Source organism: Streptomyces sp. NPDC025784, assembly GCF_055558435.1.
The window spans coordinates 219,992-237,564 of the sequence record NZ_JBVHMN010000016.1 but is presented as its reverse complement, the minus strand read 5'-3'; the positions used below and the strand labels follow the sequence as shown (position 1 = coordinate 237,564).

Sequence of the window (17,573 nt, the reverse complement as noted above, 5' to 3'; positions counted from 1 at the left end):
GCCACGGATTCCCGACCCAAGCCCGTGCCGCGTAGCGGCACAGCAACGATCGAGAAGGCCAGAATCCTCGGGCTTCAGCCCGAGGAGCAAGTCAATGACCGCCCCACGCCCAGCCGCCGACGCACCATTGGACCGACTCCGCCAAGCCCCGCCAGTCACACCCAGCACGCCCGCCACACCTGCACCCGCAGTCGCCCACTCACGGAAGGGGCCGTGCCGGTGCATCACATGCCCGTTGCGGACGATGCCACCAACCCACCGCACTGACACACACCGGACCACACGAGGGCTGCAACGGGCGGATCACCGGCACGGCCCCGACCCACCCACCGGACGACGGCGAAACGGCCCTCGCCGTACCCACCGGCAGTCGCTCGACACCTGCCGCGCTCACGGACAGTCGCTCGACACCTGCCGTGCCCACCGGCAGGTGCTCAATCACACCCGCCGCGCTCACCGACTACCCGTAGTACCTGAGACGGACCCATGAGGACCCTCCTCACAGGGGACGACCACGCACCCCCACCGTCCTACTGTTTTCAACGTGACCGAGACGACCCAGACGCAGATGACGCCGCCGGGCAGGACCAAGCCCCGCAGCCCGGAGTTCAGGCTGGCCGCGGACGCCCTGCGCGGGCTGCGCCAGGACCTGTTCCACGACGCCTTCGCCTACCGCCCGCTCCCGCGCATGCGAGTGGACGGCCCCGTCACCCGCCGCCTGCCCCAGGGGATACGGCAGTACGCGGTCTGGACACCGCACGCGGCAGTGGCGGCGATCGGCCTGGTGGCGATGGTCGCGGCCACCGCCGAAGGCGACGGCCGCGGCGGAATCGGCCTCCCGATCTGTACCCTCCTCGCCCTGCTCCCGGTCCTGGCCACCCTGATCAGGCCCGTGGGCGCCTTCTGGTTCTCCCTCGCGGCAACCCCCGTGGCCGCGGTGTTCAGCGACAGCTGGAGCGACTGGCCGTGGCTGCCGGGCGCCTTCGTCGCCCACGTGTCGGTGATGACGGTCGTGGCCCTGCGCTCACGCCCTCGCACCGCCGCATGGATGTGGCTGCTCACCGCCGCGTACGGACTGACCGCGGAGACCCTCTTCGGCGCGGGCCACTTCAGTGACAACACGATGCCGCTGCTGTTCGTCTCAGCCCTGGCCCTCCTGGTCGTCACGGTCCTGCACATACGGCGCACGGCGGAGCAGGAGGTGACCGCCCAGCAGTCCGAGACGGCACAGGAGCGTTCCAAGCGCGCGCTGCTGGAGGAGCGCACGACGATCGCCAGGGAACTGCACGACGTCGTGGCCCACCACATGTCGGTGGTCGCCATCCAGGCGGAGGCCGCCCCGTACCGCGTGGAGAACGCCCCGCCGGAGCTGGAACAGGCCTTCCGCACCATCCGGGAGAACGCGGTGGCGGCGCTCACCGAGCTGCGCCGCGTACTGGGCGTGGTCCGCGCCGAGGACTACGAGGCCCCGGACGCCCCGCAGCCGACGCTCGCCGACCTGGACGCCCTCCTGGCGAATGTGCGGGAGGCGGGTCTGACGGTGGACAAGGTGGTCACGGGCGCGGTGCGCGAGCTCCCGCAGGGCGTGGAGCTGTCGGCGTACCGAATAGTCCAGGAGGCCCTGAGCAACGCGCTGCGGCACGCACCGGGCGCGGTCGCCCGAGTGGAGATCGGCTACGTCCTCGGCGGGCTGGGTCTGCGTATAGTCAACGGCCCCGCACCGGCGACGAGTCTGGAGAAGTCCACGCACGGCGCGGGGCACGGCATCACCGGCATGCGCGAGCGGGTCACGATGCTGGACGGCGAGATGACGACGGGCGGCACGGACGACGGGGGCTACGAGGTCACGGTGTTCCTGCCGGTGCCGGCCGCGGAGGAGGAGACCGGATGACGGACGGCCCCATCCGGGTCCTGATAGCGGACGACCAGGTGATGGTCCGCGAGGGCTTCTCCGTCCTGCTGGGCGCGATGCCGGACATCGAGGTGGTCGGCGAGGCGGTCAACGGCAGGGAGGCGGTGGAGCGGGTCCGCGACCTGGCGCCGGACGTCGTGCTGATGGACGTCCGCATGCCGGAGATGAACGGCCTGGAGGCGACCCGGGAGATCGTCGCCGCGGACAGTTCCGCGAAGGTGCTGGTCCTGACGACGTTCGACCTCGACGAGTACGTGTACCAGGCGCTGCGCGCGGGGGCCTCCGGCTTCCTGCTGAAGGATGCCTCGGCGCGCCAGCTCGCCGACGGGGTGAGGGTGGTGGCGTCGGGGGAGGCGTTGCTGGCCCCTTCCGTCACGAAGCGGCTGATCACCGAGTTCTCCAGGCTCGCGGACGCGCCCCGGCTTCCGGCCACGGCGCACGCGGCGTACGGGGATCTGACCGAGCGGGAGACGGAGGTGCTGGTCCTCATCGCCCAGGGCCTGTCGAACTCCGAGATCGCGGAGCGTCTCGTGGTCGCCGAGTCCACGATCAAGACCCATGTGAGCCGCATCCTGGTGAAGCTCGGGCTGCGCGACCGCACCCAGGCGGCGGTGTTCGCGTACGAGGCCAGGCTGGTCACCCCCCGGTGACCCGCCCGTGGAACTGCCCTGCCCCCACCGAGCCGCCCTGTCGTCCACAAACCTGAGCGCCCCCGAAGCCGACCTGCCCACTCCAAGGCCGCCCTGCCCCAGGCCCCCCGAGCCAGGACCCCCCTGTTCAGAGGGCTCGTCCCGGGCTAGCGTCCGTTCATGGCAGCTTTGGAGATTCCGCAGTCCTTCGACCCGTGGGACCAGGCGTTCGTGGCGGACCCGTACCCGGCGTACGAGGAGTTGCGGGCGCGCGGCCGGGTGCACTACTACGAGCCCACCGACCAGTGGCTGGTGCCGCACCACGCGGACGTGTCGGCGTTGCTGCGGGACCGCCGGCTGGGCCGGACGTATCAGCACCGGTTCACGCACGAGGACTTCGGGCGGACGGCGCCGCCGCCGGAGCACGAGCCGTTCCACGTGCTGAACGACCACGGGATGCTGGACCTGGAGCCGCCGGACCACACGCGTATCCGGCGGCTGGTGTCGAAGGCGTTCACGCCGCGCACCGTGGAGCGGCTGAAGCCGTACGTGGAGCAGCTGGCGGGTGAGCTGGTCGAGCGGCTGGTGGCGGCGGGCGGCGGCGATCTGCTGTCCGATGTCGCCGAGCCCCTGCCGGTGGCGGTGATCGCGGAGATGCTGGGCATCCCGGAGTCGGACCGGGCGCCGTTGCGGCCCTGGTCGGCGGACATCTGCGGGATGTACGAGCTGAACCCGTCCGAGGAGACGGCGGCGAGGGCGGTGCGCGCGTCGATCGAGTTCACCGCGTATCTGACGGAGCTGATCGAGGCGCGCCGCAAGGAGCCGGGGGACGATCTGATCTCGGGTCTCATCGCGGCCCATGACGAGGGCGACCGGCTCACCGAGCAGGAGATGATCTCGACCTGCGTGCTGCTGCTGAACGCGGGGCACGAGGCGACGGTCAACGCCACGGTGAACGGCTGGTGGGCACTGTTCCGCAACCCGGGCCAGCTCGCGGCGCTGCGCGCGGACCACGGGTTGATCCCCCGGGCGGTGGAGGAGCTGATGCGTTACGACACTCCGCTTCAGCTCTTCGAGCGCTGGGTGCTCGACGAGATCGAGATCGACGGTACGACGATTCCCCGCGGGGCGGAGATCGCGATGCTCTTCGGCTCGGCGAACCACGACCCGGCGGTCTTCGCGGCGCCGGGCGATCTGGACCTGACCCGTGCGGACAACCCGCACATCTCGTTCAGCGCCGGTATCCACTACTGCATCGGTGCGCCGTTGGCCCGTATCGAACTGGCGGCGTCGATGGGCGCGTTGCTGACGAAGGCCCCGACGCTGGACCTCGCCGAGGAGCCGTCGCGGAAGCCGAATTTCGTGATCAGGGGGCTGGAGTCCCTGAGGGTGCAGGTCTGACACCGCCGCCCGCCGCCGCCCCGAGCGCCTGCCCGGACACTCGCCCGTACAGGCGCTCAGGGACTCGGTACCGGGCGCCGACTCAAGTGGGCTCAGGTGCTCAGATCGCGCCGACGGAGACAGGCAAGGCCGGTCGCCGTGGCCGCGGCGGCGATCCCGGTGAGGACGAGCAGCGGTGTCCAGGCCATGTCGCCGCCGGGCAGCTTGGGGAGATGTCCGAAGGGGGAGAGGTCCATGACGGTCTGCGGGATGTCCAGGGCGGGGCCGATCCAGCCGAGCAGGAGCGCGAGCCCGGCGGCACCCCAGGCTCCGGGGGCCAGTAGGGGGGAGAGGCCGTACAGGAGGGCGGCGAGTCCGCCGAGGGTCCAGATCGCGGGGAGTTGGACGAGGCAGGCGCCGAGGATGGGGCCGAGTTCGGCTCCATAGCCGAGGGCGAGTCCGAGGCCGCCCAGCAGCATGATGAGGACGCTGCCGCCGAAGGCGATGGTGAGGTGGCCGAGGGCCCAGCGCAGGCGGCCGACCGCGTTCGCCAGCACCGGTTCGGCGCGCTGCGAGGTCTCTTCGCCGTGCAGTCGCAGCACGGAGGAGACGATGTAGAGGGCGGCGACCATGCCCAGCATGTTGACCATCGTGGCGAGGAAGGCGTCCGTGATCCCGCTCTGCCCGCCCATCCGCTCGATGATCTCGCGGGTCTTGTCGTTGTCGCCGACGAGGTCGGAGGCTCCCTTGGTGATCCCGCCGAAGGCGGCTCCGGCGGCGAGGAATCCCAGGCTCCAGCCGAGCAGGGCGCCGCGCTGCAGGCGCAGGGCGAGCGCGCCGGCCGTGCGGAGGCGTCCCGTGGCGGGGCCGGGCCGGGTGGCCAGGAAGCTCATGCCGATGTCGCGGCGGCCGGCGAGTTCGTAGGCGACGGCGCCCTGTGCGAGGGCCGCGGTGGCGAACAGCAGGAGTACCCACCAGCGTTCGTCGGCGAAGGAACGCAGTTCCTCCAGCCAGCCGACGGGTGAGAGCCAGGTGAGTACGGACGAGCCGTCGGCGGTGGCGGAGTCCCCGGCGGCCCTGAGGACGAAGGCGGCGCCGAGCAGCCCCCCGGTGAGCCCTTTCGCGAGCCGTGCGCTCTCGGTCAGCTGGGCGACGATCGCCGCCATGGTGGCGAAGACCATGCCGACCCCGGCGACGGAGAGCCCGAGGGCCAGTGCTCCGGGACCGCCCTGTCCGGCGAGGCCGCCGGTGATCAGCAGGGCGAGGGCGCCGTTGGCGACGAGGGCCGCGAGCAGCGCGGCGGTGAGCGGGGCGCGCCGTCCGACCATGGCGGACGAGAGGAGTTCCTGGCGTCCGGTCTCCTCCTCGTCGCGGGTGTGCCGGACGACGATGAGCAGGCTCATGATCGCGGCGAACACTCCGGCGTAGCCGCCGATGCGCCAGGCGGTGAGTCCGCCGAGGGTGTCGCTGAACACCGGTCCGTAGGTGGCGCGCAGGGAGCTGTTGGTGAGCATCTGCCGTGCCACGTCGGCGCGTTCGGCGGGGGTGCCGTAGATGGACTTGAGGGAGTTCGGCATGGAGACGACGAGCAGGCCGATCACGCCGACCCAGAGCGGCATCATCAGGCGGTCGCGGCGCAGAGCGAATCTCAGCAGGGTTGCGGTGCCCGCGAGTTGACGGGACCCGCCGGGCCGGGTGGCGAAGCGCGCGGTGGCGGTGGTCATCGGGTGGCCGCCTTCGCGGACGTCGGCGGGGACGTGGGGGCCGTCTCGGTCGCGTCGTCCTGGTAGTGCCTCAGGAAGAGTTCTTCCAGGGTGGGGGGTGTCGAGGTCAGCGACCGTACGCCCGAGGCGGTCAGTGACCGCAGTACGGCGTCGAGCTTGTCGGTGTCGACCTGGAGTTTGACGCGCAGGCCCTGGACGTCGAGGTCGTGGACGCCGGGCAGGTGCGCGAGCCCGTCGGGCGGGCCGGCGAGTTCGGCGGTGACGCTGGTCCGGGTGAGGTGGCGCAGGTCGGCCAGGGAGCCGGTCTCGACGGTGACGCCCTTGCGGATGATGCTCACCCGGTCGCAGAGCTCCTCGACCTCGCTGAGGATGTGGGAGGACAGCAGGACGGTGCGGCCGCGGGCGCGTTCCTCCTCGACGCAGCCCTGGAAGACCTCTTCCATCAGCGGGTCGAGGCCGGAGGTGGGCTCGTCGAGGATCAGCAGGTCGACGTCCGAGGCGAAGGCGGCGACGAGGGCGACCTTCTGGCGGTTCCCCTTGGAGTAGGTGCGCCCCTTCTTGGTCGGGTCGAGCTCGAAGCGTTCGATCAGGCCGGCGCGCCGGGTCGGGTCCAGGCCGCCGCGCAGCCGTCCGTACAGGTCGATGACCTCGCCGCCGGAGAGGTTGCGCCACAGCGTCACGTCACCGGGGACGTAGGCGACGTGCCGGTGGAGTTCCACCGCGTCGGCCCACGGGTCACGGCCCAGCAGCTGTGCGGCGCCCGAGTCGGCGCGGAGCAGGCCGAGCAGGACGCGGATGGTGGTGGACTTCCCGGCGCCGTTCGGGCCGAGGAAGCCGTGCACCTCGCCGGCCTCGACCTCCAGGTCGAGGCCCGCCAGGGCGTGGGTGCTGCCGAACGACTTGTGCAGTCCGGAGACGGTGATTGCCTTCGTCATGTTTCAGAACGTACGCTTCTTTCAGAAAATTGTGAAGTTAAGGAAGTGTAGAAATGTCGGATACACTGAGTGATGGTGCGCGGCCGGCGGGGACGAGCAGGGGAGATGATCCGGGATGACCGAACCCATGGGGGGCCGGCGGGACGCGGGAGCGGTCTCCGGGTTCGTCGAGACTTTCGCGGCGCAGCTCGTCGAGGCCGGCATGCAGAGGATGCCCGCCCGTGTCTTCGCGGCCCTGCTCTCCTCCGACACCGGCGCCCTGACCTCCGCCGAACTCGGCGAACAGTTGCAGATCAGCCCGGCCGCGGTCTCCGGTGCCGTGCGCTATCTCGCCCAGCAGCACATGGTCTCGCGCGAGCGTGAGCCCGGCTCACGGCGTGAGCGCTACCGCGTGCACAGCGACCAGTGGTACGAGGCGATCACCAGCCGGGAGGCCGTCCTCAAGCGCTGGCAGTACGCCCTGCGTGACGGCGTCGACCGGCTCGGCGCCGAGACACCGGCGGGCCGGCGGATCGCAGAGACCCTGGCGTTCTTCGACTTCATCGACGGCGAGATCTCCCAGATGATGGACCGCTGGCGCGTCCACAGGGAAGAGCGCTTCGGCAACGGCTGAGCCCGGCGGCACTCCGCCGCACCCGCAATGGACCGCACCCCGGACGCACCCGCACCCGCACCCGTAGGCCACCCGGGACTGGACCGGATCGGCCTGGACGGCCTCGTCCTCAATCGCCGGACGGGCTGAAAGGTGCGCCCTCCGCTCCCAGGCGGGACAGGCCGGGAGGGGCCCACCGGAACTCGTAGGCCACCCGGGACTGGACCGGATCGGCCTGGACGGCCTCGTCCTCAATCGCCGGACGGGCTGAAAGGTGGCTCTCTGCCCTCAGGCGGGGCGGGACGGGAGCTGCCGTCGGGGCGGGCCTACGGCTGGGCCCCAACCCCACTCACACCCGCACCCGCCGTCTCACGGAAGGGGCCGTGCCGGTGCATCACATGCCCGTTGCGGACGACGCCACCAACCCACCGCACTGACACACCGGACCACACGAGGGCTGCAACGGGCGGATCACCGGCACGGCCCCGACCCACCCACCGCACAGACGGCGAAACGGCCACCGGACCAGAGGCAACCGCCCCACCCACCGCACAGACGGCGAAACGGCCACCGAACCAGAGGCAACCGCCCCTCCCACCGCACAGACGGCGCCCCCACCGGACCAGAGGCAACCGCCCCACCCACCGCACAGCCGACGACCCACCGGCAGACGCCCCGACCTCTACGGGAACCCCAGCGGCAGGGTCAGCCCCCACGCCTCCTCCCGGACGGTCCACGTCCGCGTCCGGACGGGCCCGGACACCACCGCGTCCGCCCGGTAGCGGAAGTCCGCCCCCGACACGGTGACCCGCCGCCCGAACGCGCGCAGCGGGACGGCGGCGGCCCCGTCCGCGGCGGGCCGCACCTCCACCTCCGCACCGCCGGGCCCCCCGGGCGTCACCGACACCGCCTCCACCGGCTGGTCCAGATCGACGACGGTCACCCCGTCGACCTCGACCCGGAGCCGGGTCGCCCCGGGTCCGGGGACCGCCGCGGTGCGGGCGGGCCGCGAGGCGAGCGTGCGGACCAGCGACTGGCAGGTGCGCAGCCAGGCATGGGAGGCGGCATCCGGGGCGACGCCGGGCGCCGTGGGAACCGGGGCGGGCGCCGACGGGATGCGGAGCGTGCCGAGGACGACGCCGTCGCTGTCGTCCACGAGCAGGTCGAGCCGCCGTTCGGACCCGTCGAGCACGGCCCGCGCCGCGGCCACCGCCCCGGTGGGCACGCCGAGGGACCGCGCGAGCGACAGCACACCGCCGACCGGCACCATCGACAGCGCGCACACCCCCAGCTCCCGCCGCCGGTGCAAAAGGGACACCGCGCGCATCAGGGCACGGTCGTCACCGACCACCACGGGCCGCCGCGTGCCCCTGCGGGCCAGTGCGCGGGCGAATTCCTCGGGCCCGTCCGGCAGGCACACCTTCGTCGCCGCACCCGCGCTGAGCACGTCTTTCGCGATCCGTACAGACTCGCCGTCCGTCCGACGGGCGACCGGGTCGATGACCACCAGGAGCTGGTCGGAAGCCGCCACCTCGGTCATGCCTCGCTTCCTCGGGTAGCATCTTTGTGCAAGAGCCCCTTGCGCTATTGCGCCAGGGGCTTCGTCTATTCCGGGGCATCCGGTCCGACGGTCGCGGCCAAAGGAGGTCGCCGGCGTACGCAGCCGTACCGAAAAGCAGCCGCGTACGTCCCCGACCTTGGACATGCCCCGCCCGGAAGGGGTGTACGCCTGTGCCCGCACTTGTGCTGCTCGGTGCTCAGTGGGGTGACGAAGGCAAGGGAAAGGCCACCGACCTGCTCGGTGGATCTGTGGACTATGTGGTGCGCTACCAGGGCGGCAACAACGCTGGCCACACGGTGGTCGTGGGTGATCAGAAGTACGCCCTGCACCTCCTCCCTTCCGGGATCCTCACGCCGGAGTGCACACCGGTGATCGGAAACGGAGTCGTCGTCGACCCGTCGGTCCTGTTCTCCGAGCTGAACGGACTGAACGAGCGCGGCGTCGACACGTCCAAGCTTCTGATCAGCGGGAACGCCCACATCATCACGCCGTACAACGTCACCGTCGACAAGGTGACGGAGCGCTTCCTCGGCAAGCGGAAGATCGGTACGACGGGGCGCGGCATCGGGCCGACGTACGCGGACAAGATCAACCGTGTCGGTATCCGCATCCAGGACCTGTACGACGAGTCGATCCTGACGCAGAAGGTCGAAGCGGCACTCGAGGTCAAGAACCAGCTGCTCACCAAGCTGTACAACCGTCGCGCCATCGAGGCGGGCCAGGTCGTCGAGGAGCTGCTGGGCTACGCGGACCGGCTGAAGCCGTACGTCGCGGACACCGTCCTGATCCTCAACGAGGCTCTGGAGCAGGACAAGGTCGTGCTCTTCGAGGGCGGCCAGGGCACGCTGCTGGACATCGACCACGGCACGTATCCGTTCGTGACGTCGTCCAACCCGACCGCGGGCGGCGCCTGCACGGGCACGGGCGTGGGTCCGACGAAGATCAGCCGGGTCATCGGCATCCTCAAGGCGTACACCACCCGCGTCGGCTCGGGCCCGTTCCCGACCGAGCTGTTCGACGAGGACGGCGAGGCGCTGCGCCGCATCGGTGGCGAGCGCGGTGTGACGACCGGTCGTGACCGGCGCTGCGGCTGGTTCGACGCGGTCATCGCCCGCTACGCGACGCGCGTGAACGGCCTGACCGACTTCTTCCTCACCAAGCTGGACGTGCTGACCGGCTGGGAGGAGATCCCGGTCTGCGTGGCGTACGAGATCGACGGCAAGCGCGTCGAGGAACTGCCGTACTCGCAGACGGACTTCCACCACGCGAAGCCGGTCTACGAGACCCTTCCGGGCTGGTCCGAGGACATCACGAAGGCCAAGACGTTCGCGGATCTGCCGAAGAACGCGCAGGCGTACGTCAAGGCCCTGGAGGACATGTCCGGTGCGCCGATCTCCGCGATCGGTGTCGGCCCGGGCCGCGACGAGACCATCGAGATCAACTCGTTCATCTAGCAGGGCTCCCGGGCCCCTCACGGGTCCGTACGGCGTTCGCACGCGCCCCCGGTCGGCTTCGGCCCGCCGGGGGCGCGTCGCGTTTCCGCCGAAAGGCAGCGCCACCCTGCATCTGCCAGTCCCCCGCTGCCGCGCCCCCCCCGGCCACCGACCGCACCCTGCCGTCCCCGGCCCCACCGACGGCACCCCGCCACCGCCACCGCCGAGCGCGGCGTAATTGCGCCGACCTGCCCCAACTCCCGTACTTTTGCTTGTCTTTGGTGATCAAACTGTGGCTATGGTGATCGCCACGCGCCCGGTGCCCGCCCACCGGCGGCCGGGCGCACGGTGACCGACGACCGGGGGGAACGGTGTCGTCCGGGGGGTCGCATCGGCATGCCGTGATGTCGGCGGTCGCGGACGCCTGCCCGGCCGCGCTCCTGTCCGCCACGTCGAACGCCGTCCGACCCCGAGACGGAACAGGAGCCCCCGTGGCCGACGAGATGGTGCGCAAGGCGCAGCAGTTCATCAACGGTGCCTACGAAGGCAAGCTGGGCATCGACCGGATCCCCGAGACCGGGGTGACCGGCTGGACGACGATGTTCGGCCTCACCCGTGCCCTCCAGTACGAACTGGGCATCACGAGCCTGTCGGACACCTTCGGCCCCACCACTTTGTCCACGCTCACGTCCAAGTACCCGACGCTCAACAGTGAGACGGTCCCGTCCGCGAACTTCGCCCGCATCATCCAGTCCGCCCTCTACTGCAAGGGATACGACGGCGGCGACATCGACGGGACGTACAACTCCCGCGTCTACGCCTCCATCACCCGGCTGAAGCAGAACATGGGCGTGGACTTCACCTACCCCGGCGGCAATCTGGTGCCCAAGGTGTTCAAGGGCCTGCTGAACATGGACGCCTATGTCACCGTCAACGGCGGCTCGGACAGCATCCAGGCCGTGCAGCGATGGCTGAACGGGCAGTACGTGACCCGCAAGGACTTCTTCATCATCCCCGCGGACGGCCACCACTCGCGCGACGTCGCCAAGTCCATGCTGTTCGCCGTCCAGTACGAGCTGGGCATGGCCGACGGCACGGCCAACGGGGTGTTCGGCCCCGGTACCCAGAGCGGTCTGAAGAGCCACACCGTGGCCACCGGGGACTCCGGGCCGTGGGTGCAGCTCTTCTCCGCCGGCATGGTCCTCAACCACCGGCCCGTGTCCTTCACCGGCACCTTCAGCAGCAGTTTGTCGTCGGCCGTCTCCGACTTCCAGTCGTTCGCGAAGCTGCCCGTCACCGGCAGGGGCGACTTCTCGACCTGGGCCTCCCTGCTCGTCTCCTACGGCGACCAGGCGCGCAAGGGCGAGGCCTGCGACGGAGTCACCCGGATCACCCCGGCCCGTGCCGCCGCGCTGAAGGCCGAGGGCATCAAGTACGTCGGGCGCTACCTCACCAACCCGACCGGCGGGAAGCCGTACGAGAAGGCGATCCAGGAGGGCGAGCTCCAGACCATCGCCGACGCCGGGCTGCGCTGTTTCCCGATCTACCAGACCTACGGCCGGGACGCCTCGGACTTCAACTACATCGCGGGCCGGACCGCCGGGCAGGCCGCGGTCAACGCGGCGCTGGACCACGGCTTCAAGGCCGGCGCGAGGATCTTCTTCGCCGTCGACTTCGACGCCCTCGACGAGGACGTCACCTCCAGCGTCCTGCCCCATTTCAAGGGCATCGAGGACGCGATAGCCGACGACGGCAACCGGTACGCGGTCGGTGTGTACGGGCCGCGCAACGTGTGCACCCGCGTCTCCGAGGCCGGCCACGCCACCGCCGCGTTCGTCTCCGACATGTCCTCCGGTTTCTCCGGGAACTTCGGCTATCCGCTGCCCGAGAACTGGGCCTACGACCAGATCGTCACCCGCACGGTGGGCTCGGGCGACGGGGCGATCGAGATCGACAACAACATCGCCTCGGGCCGCGACACGGGTCAGGGCTCCTTCAACGCGCCGCGCACCCAGAAGCCCGACACCCGCCTCGACGACTCCGTCCTCACCGCCATGCAGACGGACGTCGGCAAGTACATGGAGTCCCTCGGCTACCCGCTCGACGGCGGCACGCGCAGCTATCAGCACTGGAAGTGCTTCCAGTCGACGGTGGTCGACCACGACGCGCTCATCACGAGCCTGTCGAACAAGTACAACCTGCGCAAGGCGCTCGTCCAGACGTCGGCGTACTGGGAGATGCGGCACATCGAGCCGCTCGACGAGGCGGCCTGGGAGGCCACGATCCTCGCGTACAACACGACGGGCAAGTTCATCAAGGACTCGTCCACCGGCATCGCCAAGCAGCGGGCCCTCACCCTCATCGGCGCGTGGAACCACTGCCTCACGAAGGGCTACGTGACCGGCCGGCCGATCCTCGACGCGTCCAGCGACGACGACAAGTACTCGATCTGGAAGAACGCCCACGACGACGAGGAGTTCGCCCTCACCAGCGTCTTCGTGATCGACATGTGGGACATCGACGGGAAGCCCGGCGGGGACGACAACTCCCCCGCGATGCGCTCCCCGCGCCTGGACTACAACGATTCGGAGATCTACGACGTCCTGCGCCGCTACCAGGGCCCGGCGGAGCCCGCGTTCAGCGAGGCGAAGAAGCGGCTGGGGCTCTACTACGTGATGGAGAAGTACAACGCGATCTCCCGGAACCTGTGACAGAGAGCGGAGCGCCCCATGTCCGGAGACCAGCCGTACGCCGGCCACGACGGCACCGTCGTCCTCCTGCTGACCCTGGCCGGGCTGGTGGCCACCCCGTGGCTCCTGGTGCGCGGGGTGAGGCTGCTGGTCCGCGCCAGGGCCGCCCGGACGGCGACAGCGGCCCTCGGGTCCGCCGCCGCACTGGCGTGGGCCGCGGCCGTCGGCATGTACATCTGGGGCGTTCTGCACCTGGTCCTCTTCGACGACCAGGACCGGTCCCGGGCGTGCAACACGGCGGTCGGCGACCGGCGGCTCACCGGATACGACCCCTCGTTCGTCCCGCTCCACTTCGGCTGCCGTACCGGTGACGGACACACGGTCGAAGCGGTCATCCCGTCGTACATCAACCCCGCAGTGACCGTGCTGGGGGTGTGCGCCCTGGCGCTCACCCTCGCCGGATTCGCGACCGCCCGACGCAAGGAGGAAATCTCATGACGGCGAACCTGCCGCGACGCACCGTGCTGCGCCGCGCCGTCCTCATGGCCGCAGGCGCCACGGCCGGATCACAACTGCTCGCCACCCCCGGATACGCGGCGGACCACAGGCCCGACCCGGCCAAGCTGCGCGAAGCGGTGAAGAAGGCCCAGCAGAGGGCCGACGAGCGGAAGGCCCACGTGCTCAACGGCCTTCGCTCGAAGAACGGCTGGGAGATGGAGAAGGTCGCCGACGACCGCGGCAACATCTACACCAGACCCGTGACGGGCACCCCGGTGGACGTGCGGGTGCGCATGGGAGACGTCGAAACCGTCCTCGTGCACGTCGTCCGCCGCTTCCACTACGAGATCGACGCCCTGCGCAAGGGCGACGTCGTCGGCTGGCGCACCCCGGGCTCGGTGCGCAGGGGACTGGCCGAGTCCAACCAGGCCTCCGGCACGGCGGTGCAGATCCGGCCCGGCTCCTACCCCTTGGGGGTGCGCGGCGGGTTCTATCCCCTCCAGGAGCTGGTGATCCGCGACATCCTCGCGGACGCCGAGGGCGTGGTCCGCTGGGGCGGCGATGACCGCAAGCCGGACGAGTCGCTGTTCTCCATCGACGTGGGCCCGGGCGATGCGCGCCTGACCGCGGTGGCGGAGAAGATCCGCCGCTGGGCCGAGACGCCCGGTCTGGGTTCGGGTGTGCTCGTCGACCCGCTCCAGCCGCAGCGCCGCAAGGCCGCGAAGCGGCTCGCCGCCCAGCAGGTCTGACCGGTAGGCCCGCGGGCCCGGTCACGCCCTCAGGGGTGGGGCCGGGCCCGTGGCCGTGGCTGTCGTCCGGGCCGGGCACCGCCGGCACCCCGCGGCCCGGTCCGGGCGACGGCCGTCAGCTGAAGATGATCATCGATCCCTGGGCGAGGCTGCGGGTCGCGGCGGCGTGCAGGCCGAGCCAGACGTGGCGCTCCCGGGCGAAGGGGCTGGCATCGTAGGGCGCCGGCGCGGCCGGCTCCTCCAGCTCCGTGGGCGCCGCGGGCGGTTGCGGGGCGGCGGGCGGGTTGGCCGGGTCGATGCCGATCGACGGGGCCACGAATTCGAGTTCGCGCAGCAGCGCGTGGGAGGAGCCCAGGGGGCCGCCGCCCGCGAGGAGTTCGTCGTTGGCGAGGGGGTGCGGGAAGTCGACCGGGACGTAGGCGCCCGCGTGGTCGTAGTGCCAGACCAGGTGTGACTGCTGGGCGTTGGTCTCGAACATCTCCAGCAGTTGTTCGTAGTCGCCGCCGAGTTCGTCCACCGGGGTGACCGCCAGACCGCACATCTGGAGCAGGTAGGCGCGGCGCAGGAAGTGCAGCGCGTCGTAGTCGAAGCCGGCGACCGGGGCCACGTCGCCGGACAGCCCCGGCATGTACGCGTACACCGGGACGGGTGGGAGTCCCGCCTCGGCCAAGGCCTTGTCGTAGAGCGCGAGTTCCTCGGCGAAGGGGTTGTCTGGGGTGTGGCACAACACGTCGACGAGCGGGACCAACCACAGGTCACAGGCCAACAGACGGCTCCTCTTCCTCGGGTGCACGGTGGTCAGGGCAGCGTAATGCGCGCGGCGGTCCTGGGAAGGCCCCGGTGCACAACTGGGCTTTCCGGTGGCCGGGGGCGCGCGGTGCCGCCCCGGGCTGCGTCCCCAACCCCCCGATCGCCCGCGGGGACCCTCCTCAAACGCCGGACGGGCCGTCGTCTGCGGTCAGGTGCTCGATGAGGGCCAGCGAGTGTGCGTTGTAGGCCACGACGATCGCCTGGGCCGCGTCCGCGTCGCGGCGGGCCAGGGCGTCCACGAGCTCCGTGTGCCCGGCCCACAGGCGGCCCCTCAGGTCGGCGACCCGGCGCAGGTGCTGGACGGTGCACACCCAGGACTGGACGCGCAGCCGGTGCAGGAAGTCGGCGAGATAGGGGTTGCCGAAGAGGCCGCTGAGTTCGCGCCAGAAGCGGAGGTCGTAGCCGATGAGGATGTTGAGCTCGCCGGCGGTCGCGGCGCGCTGGGCCTCCTCGCCGCGGCGGCGCACGGCGGCCAGGGCGGTGACGGCGCGCTGGTCGTCGAGCTGGCGCAGACCACCCGCGACGAGGCTGCGGAACATGCCCTCGGTGACCAGGCTGCGGGCCTCGATCATGTCGCGGTAGTCGTCGGCGGAGTACTCCTGCACGCGGAAGCCGCGGTGCTGGTCCGCCTCCAGCAGGCCCTGCGCCGACAGGTCGACCAAGGCCTCGCGGACGGGGGTGGCGGAGACGCCGTACTGGTCCGCGATCTCCTTCACCGTGAACGCCTGGCCCGGCTGGAGGCGGCCCGCGAGCACCTCGTCGCGGAGCGCGTCCGCGATCTGCTGCCGCAGGGTGCTGCGGGTCACGGCGCCATTGCCGCCGGTGCCGGGCATGGTGTCTGGCTCCCCCATCGCGTGGATGTGGTGGTGGGTCTACTCGCGTATCACTACGAGGCAGGACACCTTACGCGGTGGAGGGGCCGCAGACGCCGAACCCCCGGCCGGGCTCTGCAGCCGGCCGGGGGTCGCAAGGCGACGGATCGCGTTCTACGCGGTGTGCTCGTCCGCCACGGACAGCGCCTCGTCCAGGGCCGCCAGACCCTCCTTGGCCTCGGCCTCGGAGATGTTGCACGGCGGCACGACGTGGGTGCGGTTCATGTTGATGAAGGGCCACAGGCCGCGGGCCTTGGCGGCGGCACCGAACGCGGCCATCGGTGCGTTCGCCTCGCCCGCCGCGTTGTACGGAACCAGCGGCTCCCGCGTCTCCCGGTTCTTCACCAGCTCCAGCGCCCAGAAGACACCCGTGCCGCGTACTTCGCCGACGCTCGGGTGCCGCTCGGCGAGCTCGCGCAGCGCCGGTCCGAGGACGTTCTCGCCGATGGCCGCGGCCTGGTCGACGATGCCCTCCTCCTCCATGACGTTGATCGTCGCGACGGCGGCGGCACAGGCCAGCGGGTGCCCGGAGTAGGTGAGCCCGCCCGGGTAGGGCCGCCGGGCGAAGGTCTCCGCGATGGCCCCGGAGATCGCGACACCGCCGAGCGGCACGTATCCGGAGTTCACGCCCTTCGCGAAGGTCATCAGGTCGGGCGTCACACCGAAGTGGTCCGCGGCGAACCACTTGCCGGTCCGCCCGAAGCCGGCCATGACCTCGTCGAGCACGAAGACGATGCCGTACCGGTCGCATATCTCGCGCACACCGGCGAGGTAGCCGGCGGGCGGCGTCATGATGCCCGCAGTGCCCGGGACGGTCTCCAGGATCACCGCGGCGACGGTGGCCGGCCCCTCGAAGGCGATGGTGTCCTCGAGGTGCTGGAGCGCCCGCTCGCACTCCTGCTGCTCGTTGTCCGAGTAGAAGGGGCTGCGGTACAGGAACGGCGCCCAGAAGTGGACGACACCGGCGGCGGCGCTGTCACTGGGCCAGCGACGCGGGTCACCGGTGAGGTTGATCGCGGTCGAGGTGGCGCCGTGGTACGAGCGGTAGGCGGAGAGCACCTTCGGACGGCCGGTGTGCAGCCGGGCCATCCGTGTGGCGTTCTCGACGGCCTCCGCGCCGCCGTTGGTGAAGAAGATCTTGTCCAGGTCGCCGGGGGTGCGCTCGGCGATCAGCCGGGCCGCCTCCGAGCGCGCCTCGACGGCGAAGGCGGGCGCGAACGTGGACAGGGTTGCGGCCTGCTCCTGGATCGCGGCGACGACCTTCGGGTGCTGGTATCCGATGTTGGTGAAGACGAGCCCACTGGTGAAGTCCAGATACCGCTTGCCTTCGTAGTCCCAGAAGTACGACCCCTCCGCGCCGGCGACGGCGAGCGGGTCGATGAGCTCCTGCGCGGACCAGGAGTGGAACACGTGCGCGCGGTCCGCGGCCTTCACGGCGGCACCGACCTGAGGGTTGGGCTGAGGGGTCATGCGCCGAAGCGTAAATGTCCACGGAGTGGACGCGATATCGGCGTCCTGTCTGCCGCCGCGGGCATTCCGCGACAGTCTGTCGGGCTTGACCACGCCGACGACTCCGCTGCCGCCGGCCGTTTCGTTCCCCGGAGCCGCCGTGGATCGGCCTGGACGGCCTCGTCCTCATTCGCCGGACGGGCTGAAAGGTGGCTCTCTGCCCTCAAGGCGGGACGGGAGCCGCCGCCGGACGGACCGACGCCCGGGCCCCAGCCCCACTCACACCCGCAGTCGCCCTCTCACGGAAGGGGCCGTGCCGGTGCATCACATGCCCGTTGC

General features: G+C 70.9%; 14 protein-coding genes. 8 read left to right on the top strand and 6 right to left on the bottom strand.

What is annotated here, in order from left to right:
- Positions 1-544: 544 nt before the first annotated feature.
- The 3 genes from ACZ4IF_RS31710 to ACZ4IF_RS31700 all read left to right on the top strand — a co-directional run bounded on the left by ACZ4IF_RS31710 (position 545) and on the right by ACZ4IF_RS31700 (position 3,942).
- The gene (locus ACZ4IF_RS31710; RefSeq protein WP_467568961.1) at positions 545-1,891 is read left to right on the top strand and encodes a sensor histidine kinase; all 1,347 of its coding nucleotides are present in this window, start codon (positions 545-547) and stop codon (positions 1,889-1,891) included.
- Positions 1,888-2,562: a response regulator gene (locus tag ACZ4IF_RS31705; RefSeq protein WP_095935620.1), complete on the top strand. Its 675-nt coding sequence runs from the start codon at positions 1,888-1,890 to the stop codon at positions 2,560-2,562. Before ACZ4IF_RS31710 ends, ACZ4IF_RS31705 begins: the two co-directional genes overlap by 4 nt.
- A gap of 159 nt (positions 2,563-2,721) precedes the next feature.
- Positions 2,722-3,942 carry a cytochrome P450 gene (locus tag ACZ4IF_RS31700; protein WP_467568958.1) on the top strand — a complete coding sequence of 407 codons (1,221 nt, stop codon included), beginning with the start codon at positions 2,722-2,724 and terminating at the stop codon, positions 3,940-3,942.
- A 92-nt stretch (positions 3,943-4,034) separates the two neighbouring features.
- Here the strand turns inward: ACZ4IF_RS31700 and ACZ4IF_RS31695 are convergent, their stop codons facing one another.
- Both ACZ4IF_RS31695 and ACZ4IF_RS31690 read right to left on the bottom strand, forming a co-directional pair.
- Entirely contained in the window at positions 4,035-5,645 is a 1,611-nt protein-coding gene (locus tag ACZ4IF_RS31695) for an ABC transporter permease (protein ID WP_467568955.1), read from the bottom strand.
- Complete coding sequence (locus ACZ4IF_RS31690) at positions 5,642-6,580, bottom strand: ABC transporter ATP-binding protein (RefSeq protein ID WP_467568953.1); 939 nt, start codon at positions 6,578-6,580, stop codon at positions 5,642-5,644. The genes ACZ4IF_RS31695 and ACZ4IF_RS31690 overlap by 4 nt, the downstream gene beginning before the upstream one ends.
- 115 nt (positions 6,581-6,695) lie before the next feature.
- Here ACZ4IF_RS31690 and ACZ4IF_RS31685 point away from each other — a divergent pair, with 115 nt between their 5' ends.
- Positions 6,696-7,193, top strand: coding sequence for a GbsR/MarR family transcriptional regulator (locus ACZ4IF_RS31685; protein WP_467568949.1), 498 nt, complete (start codon positions 6,696-6,698; stop codon positions 7,191-7,193).
- 661 nt (positions 7,194-7,854) lie between these two features.
- Here the strand turns inward: ACZ4IF_RS31685 and ACZ4IF_RS31680 are convergent.
- Positions 7,855-8,712, bottom strand: a complete 858-nt coding sequence (locus tag ACZ4IF_RS31680; protein WP_467568946.1) for a diacylglycerol kinase family protein — start codon at positions 8,710-8,712, stop codon at positions 7,855-7,857.
- Between the two features lie 191 nt (positions 8,713-8,903).
- Here ACZ4IF_RS31680 and ACZ4IF_RS31675 point away from each other — a divergent pair, with 191 nt between their 5' ends.
- The 4 genes from ACZ4IF_RS31675 (at position 8,904) to ACZ4IF_RS31660 (ending at position 14,103) form a co-directional block, all read left to right on the top strand.
- Positions 8,904-10,187 carry an adenylosuccinate synthase gene (locus tag ACZ4IF_RS31675; protein WP_359489339.1) on the top strand — a complete coding sequence of 428 codons (1,284 nt, stop codon included), beginning with the start codon at positions 8,904-8,906 and terminating at the stop codon, positions 10,185-10,187.
- A gap of 470 nt (positions 10,188-10,657) precedes the next feature.
- Positions 10,658-12,877, top strand: coding sequence for a glycoside hydrolase domain-containing protein (locus tag ACZ4IF_RS31670; RefSeq protein ID WP_467568943.1), 2,220 nt, complete (start codon positions 10,658-10,660; stop codon positions 12,875-12,877).
- Between the two features lie 18 nt (positions 12,878-12,895).
- Positions 12,896-13,354 carry a hypothetical protein gene (locus ACZ4IF_RS31665; RefSeq protein WP_467568940.1) on the top strand — a complete coding sequence of 153 codons (459 nt, stop codon included), beginning with the start codon at positions 12,896-12,898 and terminating at the stop codon, positions 13,352-13,354.
- Positions 13,351-14,103, top strand: coding sequence for a hypothetical protein (locus tag ACZ4IF_RS31660; RefSeq protein WP_467568937.1), 753 nt, complete (start codon positions 13,351-13,353; stop codon positions 14,101-14,103). The genes ACZ4IF_RS31665 and ACZ4IF_RS31660 overlap by 4 nt, the downstream gene beginning before the upstream one ends.
- 115 nt (positions 14,104-14,218) lie before the next feature.
- On the opposite strand, the gene ACZ4IF_RS31655 is transcribed toward ACZ4IF_RS31660, so the two are convergent.
- From ACZ4IF_RS31655 to ACZ4IF_RS31645, 3 genes are all read right to left on the bottom strand, one after another.
- Positions 14,219-14,869, bottom strand: coding sequence for a hypothetical protein (locus ACZ4IF_RS31655; protein WP_028799191.1), 651 nt, complete (start codon positions 14,867-14,869; stop codon positions 14,219-14,221).
- 163 nt (positions 14,870-15,032) lie between these two features.
- The gene (locus tag ACZ4IF_RS31650; RefSeq protein ID WP_359489381.1) at positions 15,033-15,746 is read right to left on the bottom strand and encodes a GntR family transcriptional regulator; all 714 of its coding nucleotides are present in this window, start codon (positions 15,744-15,746) and stop codon (positions 15,033-15,035) included.
- 153 nt (positions 15,747-15,899) lie between these two features.
- Complete coding sequence (locus tag ACZ4IF_RS31645) at positions 15,900-17,255, bottom strand: aminotransferase class III-fold pyridoxal phosphate-dependent enzyme (RefSeq protein WP_467568934.1); 1,356 nt, start codon at positions 17,253-17,255, stop codon at positions 15,900-15,902.
- Positions 17,256-17,573 lie beyond the last annotated feature (318 nt).

Bases quoted from the DNA above. Each gene is read 5' to 3' on its own strand.
- ACZ4IF_RS31705 (WP_095935620.1), top strand. From the start codon at position 1,888: ATGACGGACGGCCCCATCCGGGTCCTGATAGCGGACGACCAGGTGATG.
- ACZ4IF_RS31700 (WP_467568958.1), top strand. From the start codon at position 2,722: ATGGCAGCTTTGGAGATTCCGCAGTCCTTCGACCCGTGGGACCAGGCG.
- ACZ4IF_RS31695 (WP_467568955.1), bottom strand. From the start codon at position 5,645: ATGACCACCGCCACCGCGCGCTTCGCCACCCGGCCCGGCGGGTCCCGT.
- ACZ4IF_RS31690 (WP_467568953.1), bottom strand. From the start codon at position 6,580: ATGACGAAGGCAATCACCGTCTCCGGACTGCACAAGTCGTTCGGCAGC.
- ACZ4IF_RS31685 (WP_467568949.1), top strand. From the start codon at position 6,696: ATGACCGAACCCATGGGGGGCCGGCGGGACGCGGGAGCGGTCTCCGGG.
- ACZ4IF_RS31680 (WP_467568946.1), bottom strand. From the start codon at position 8,712: ATGACCGAGGTGGCGGCTTCCGACCAGCTCCTGGTGGTCATCGACCCG.
- ACZ4IF_RS31665 (WP_467568940.1), top strand. From the start codon at position 12,896: ATGTCCGGAGACCAGCCGTACGCCGGCCACGACGGCACCGTCGTCCTC.
- ACZ4IF_RS31660 (WP_467568937.1), top strand. From the start codon at position 13,351: ATGACGGCGAACCTGCCGCGACGCACCGTGCTGCGCCGCGCCGTCCTC.
- ACZ4IF_RS31650 (WP_359489381.1), bottom strand. From the start codon at position 15,746: ATGCCCGGCACCGGCGGCAATGGCGCCGTGACCCGCAGCACCCTGCGG.
- ACZ4IF_RS31645 (WP_467568934.1), bottom strand. From the start codon at position 17,255: ATGACCCCTCAGCCCAACCCTCAGGTCGGTGCCGCCGTGAAGGCCGCG.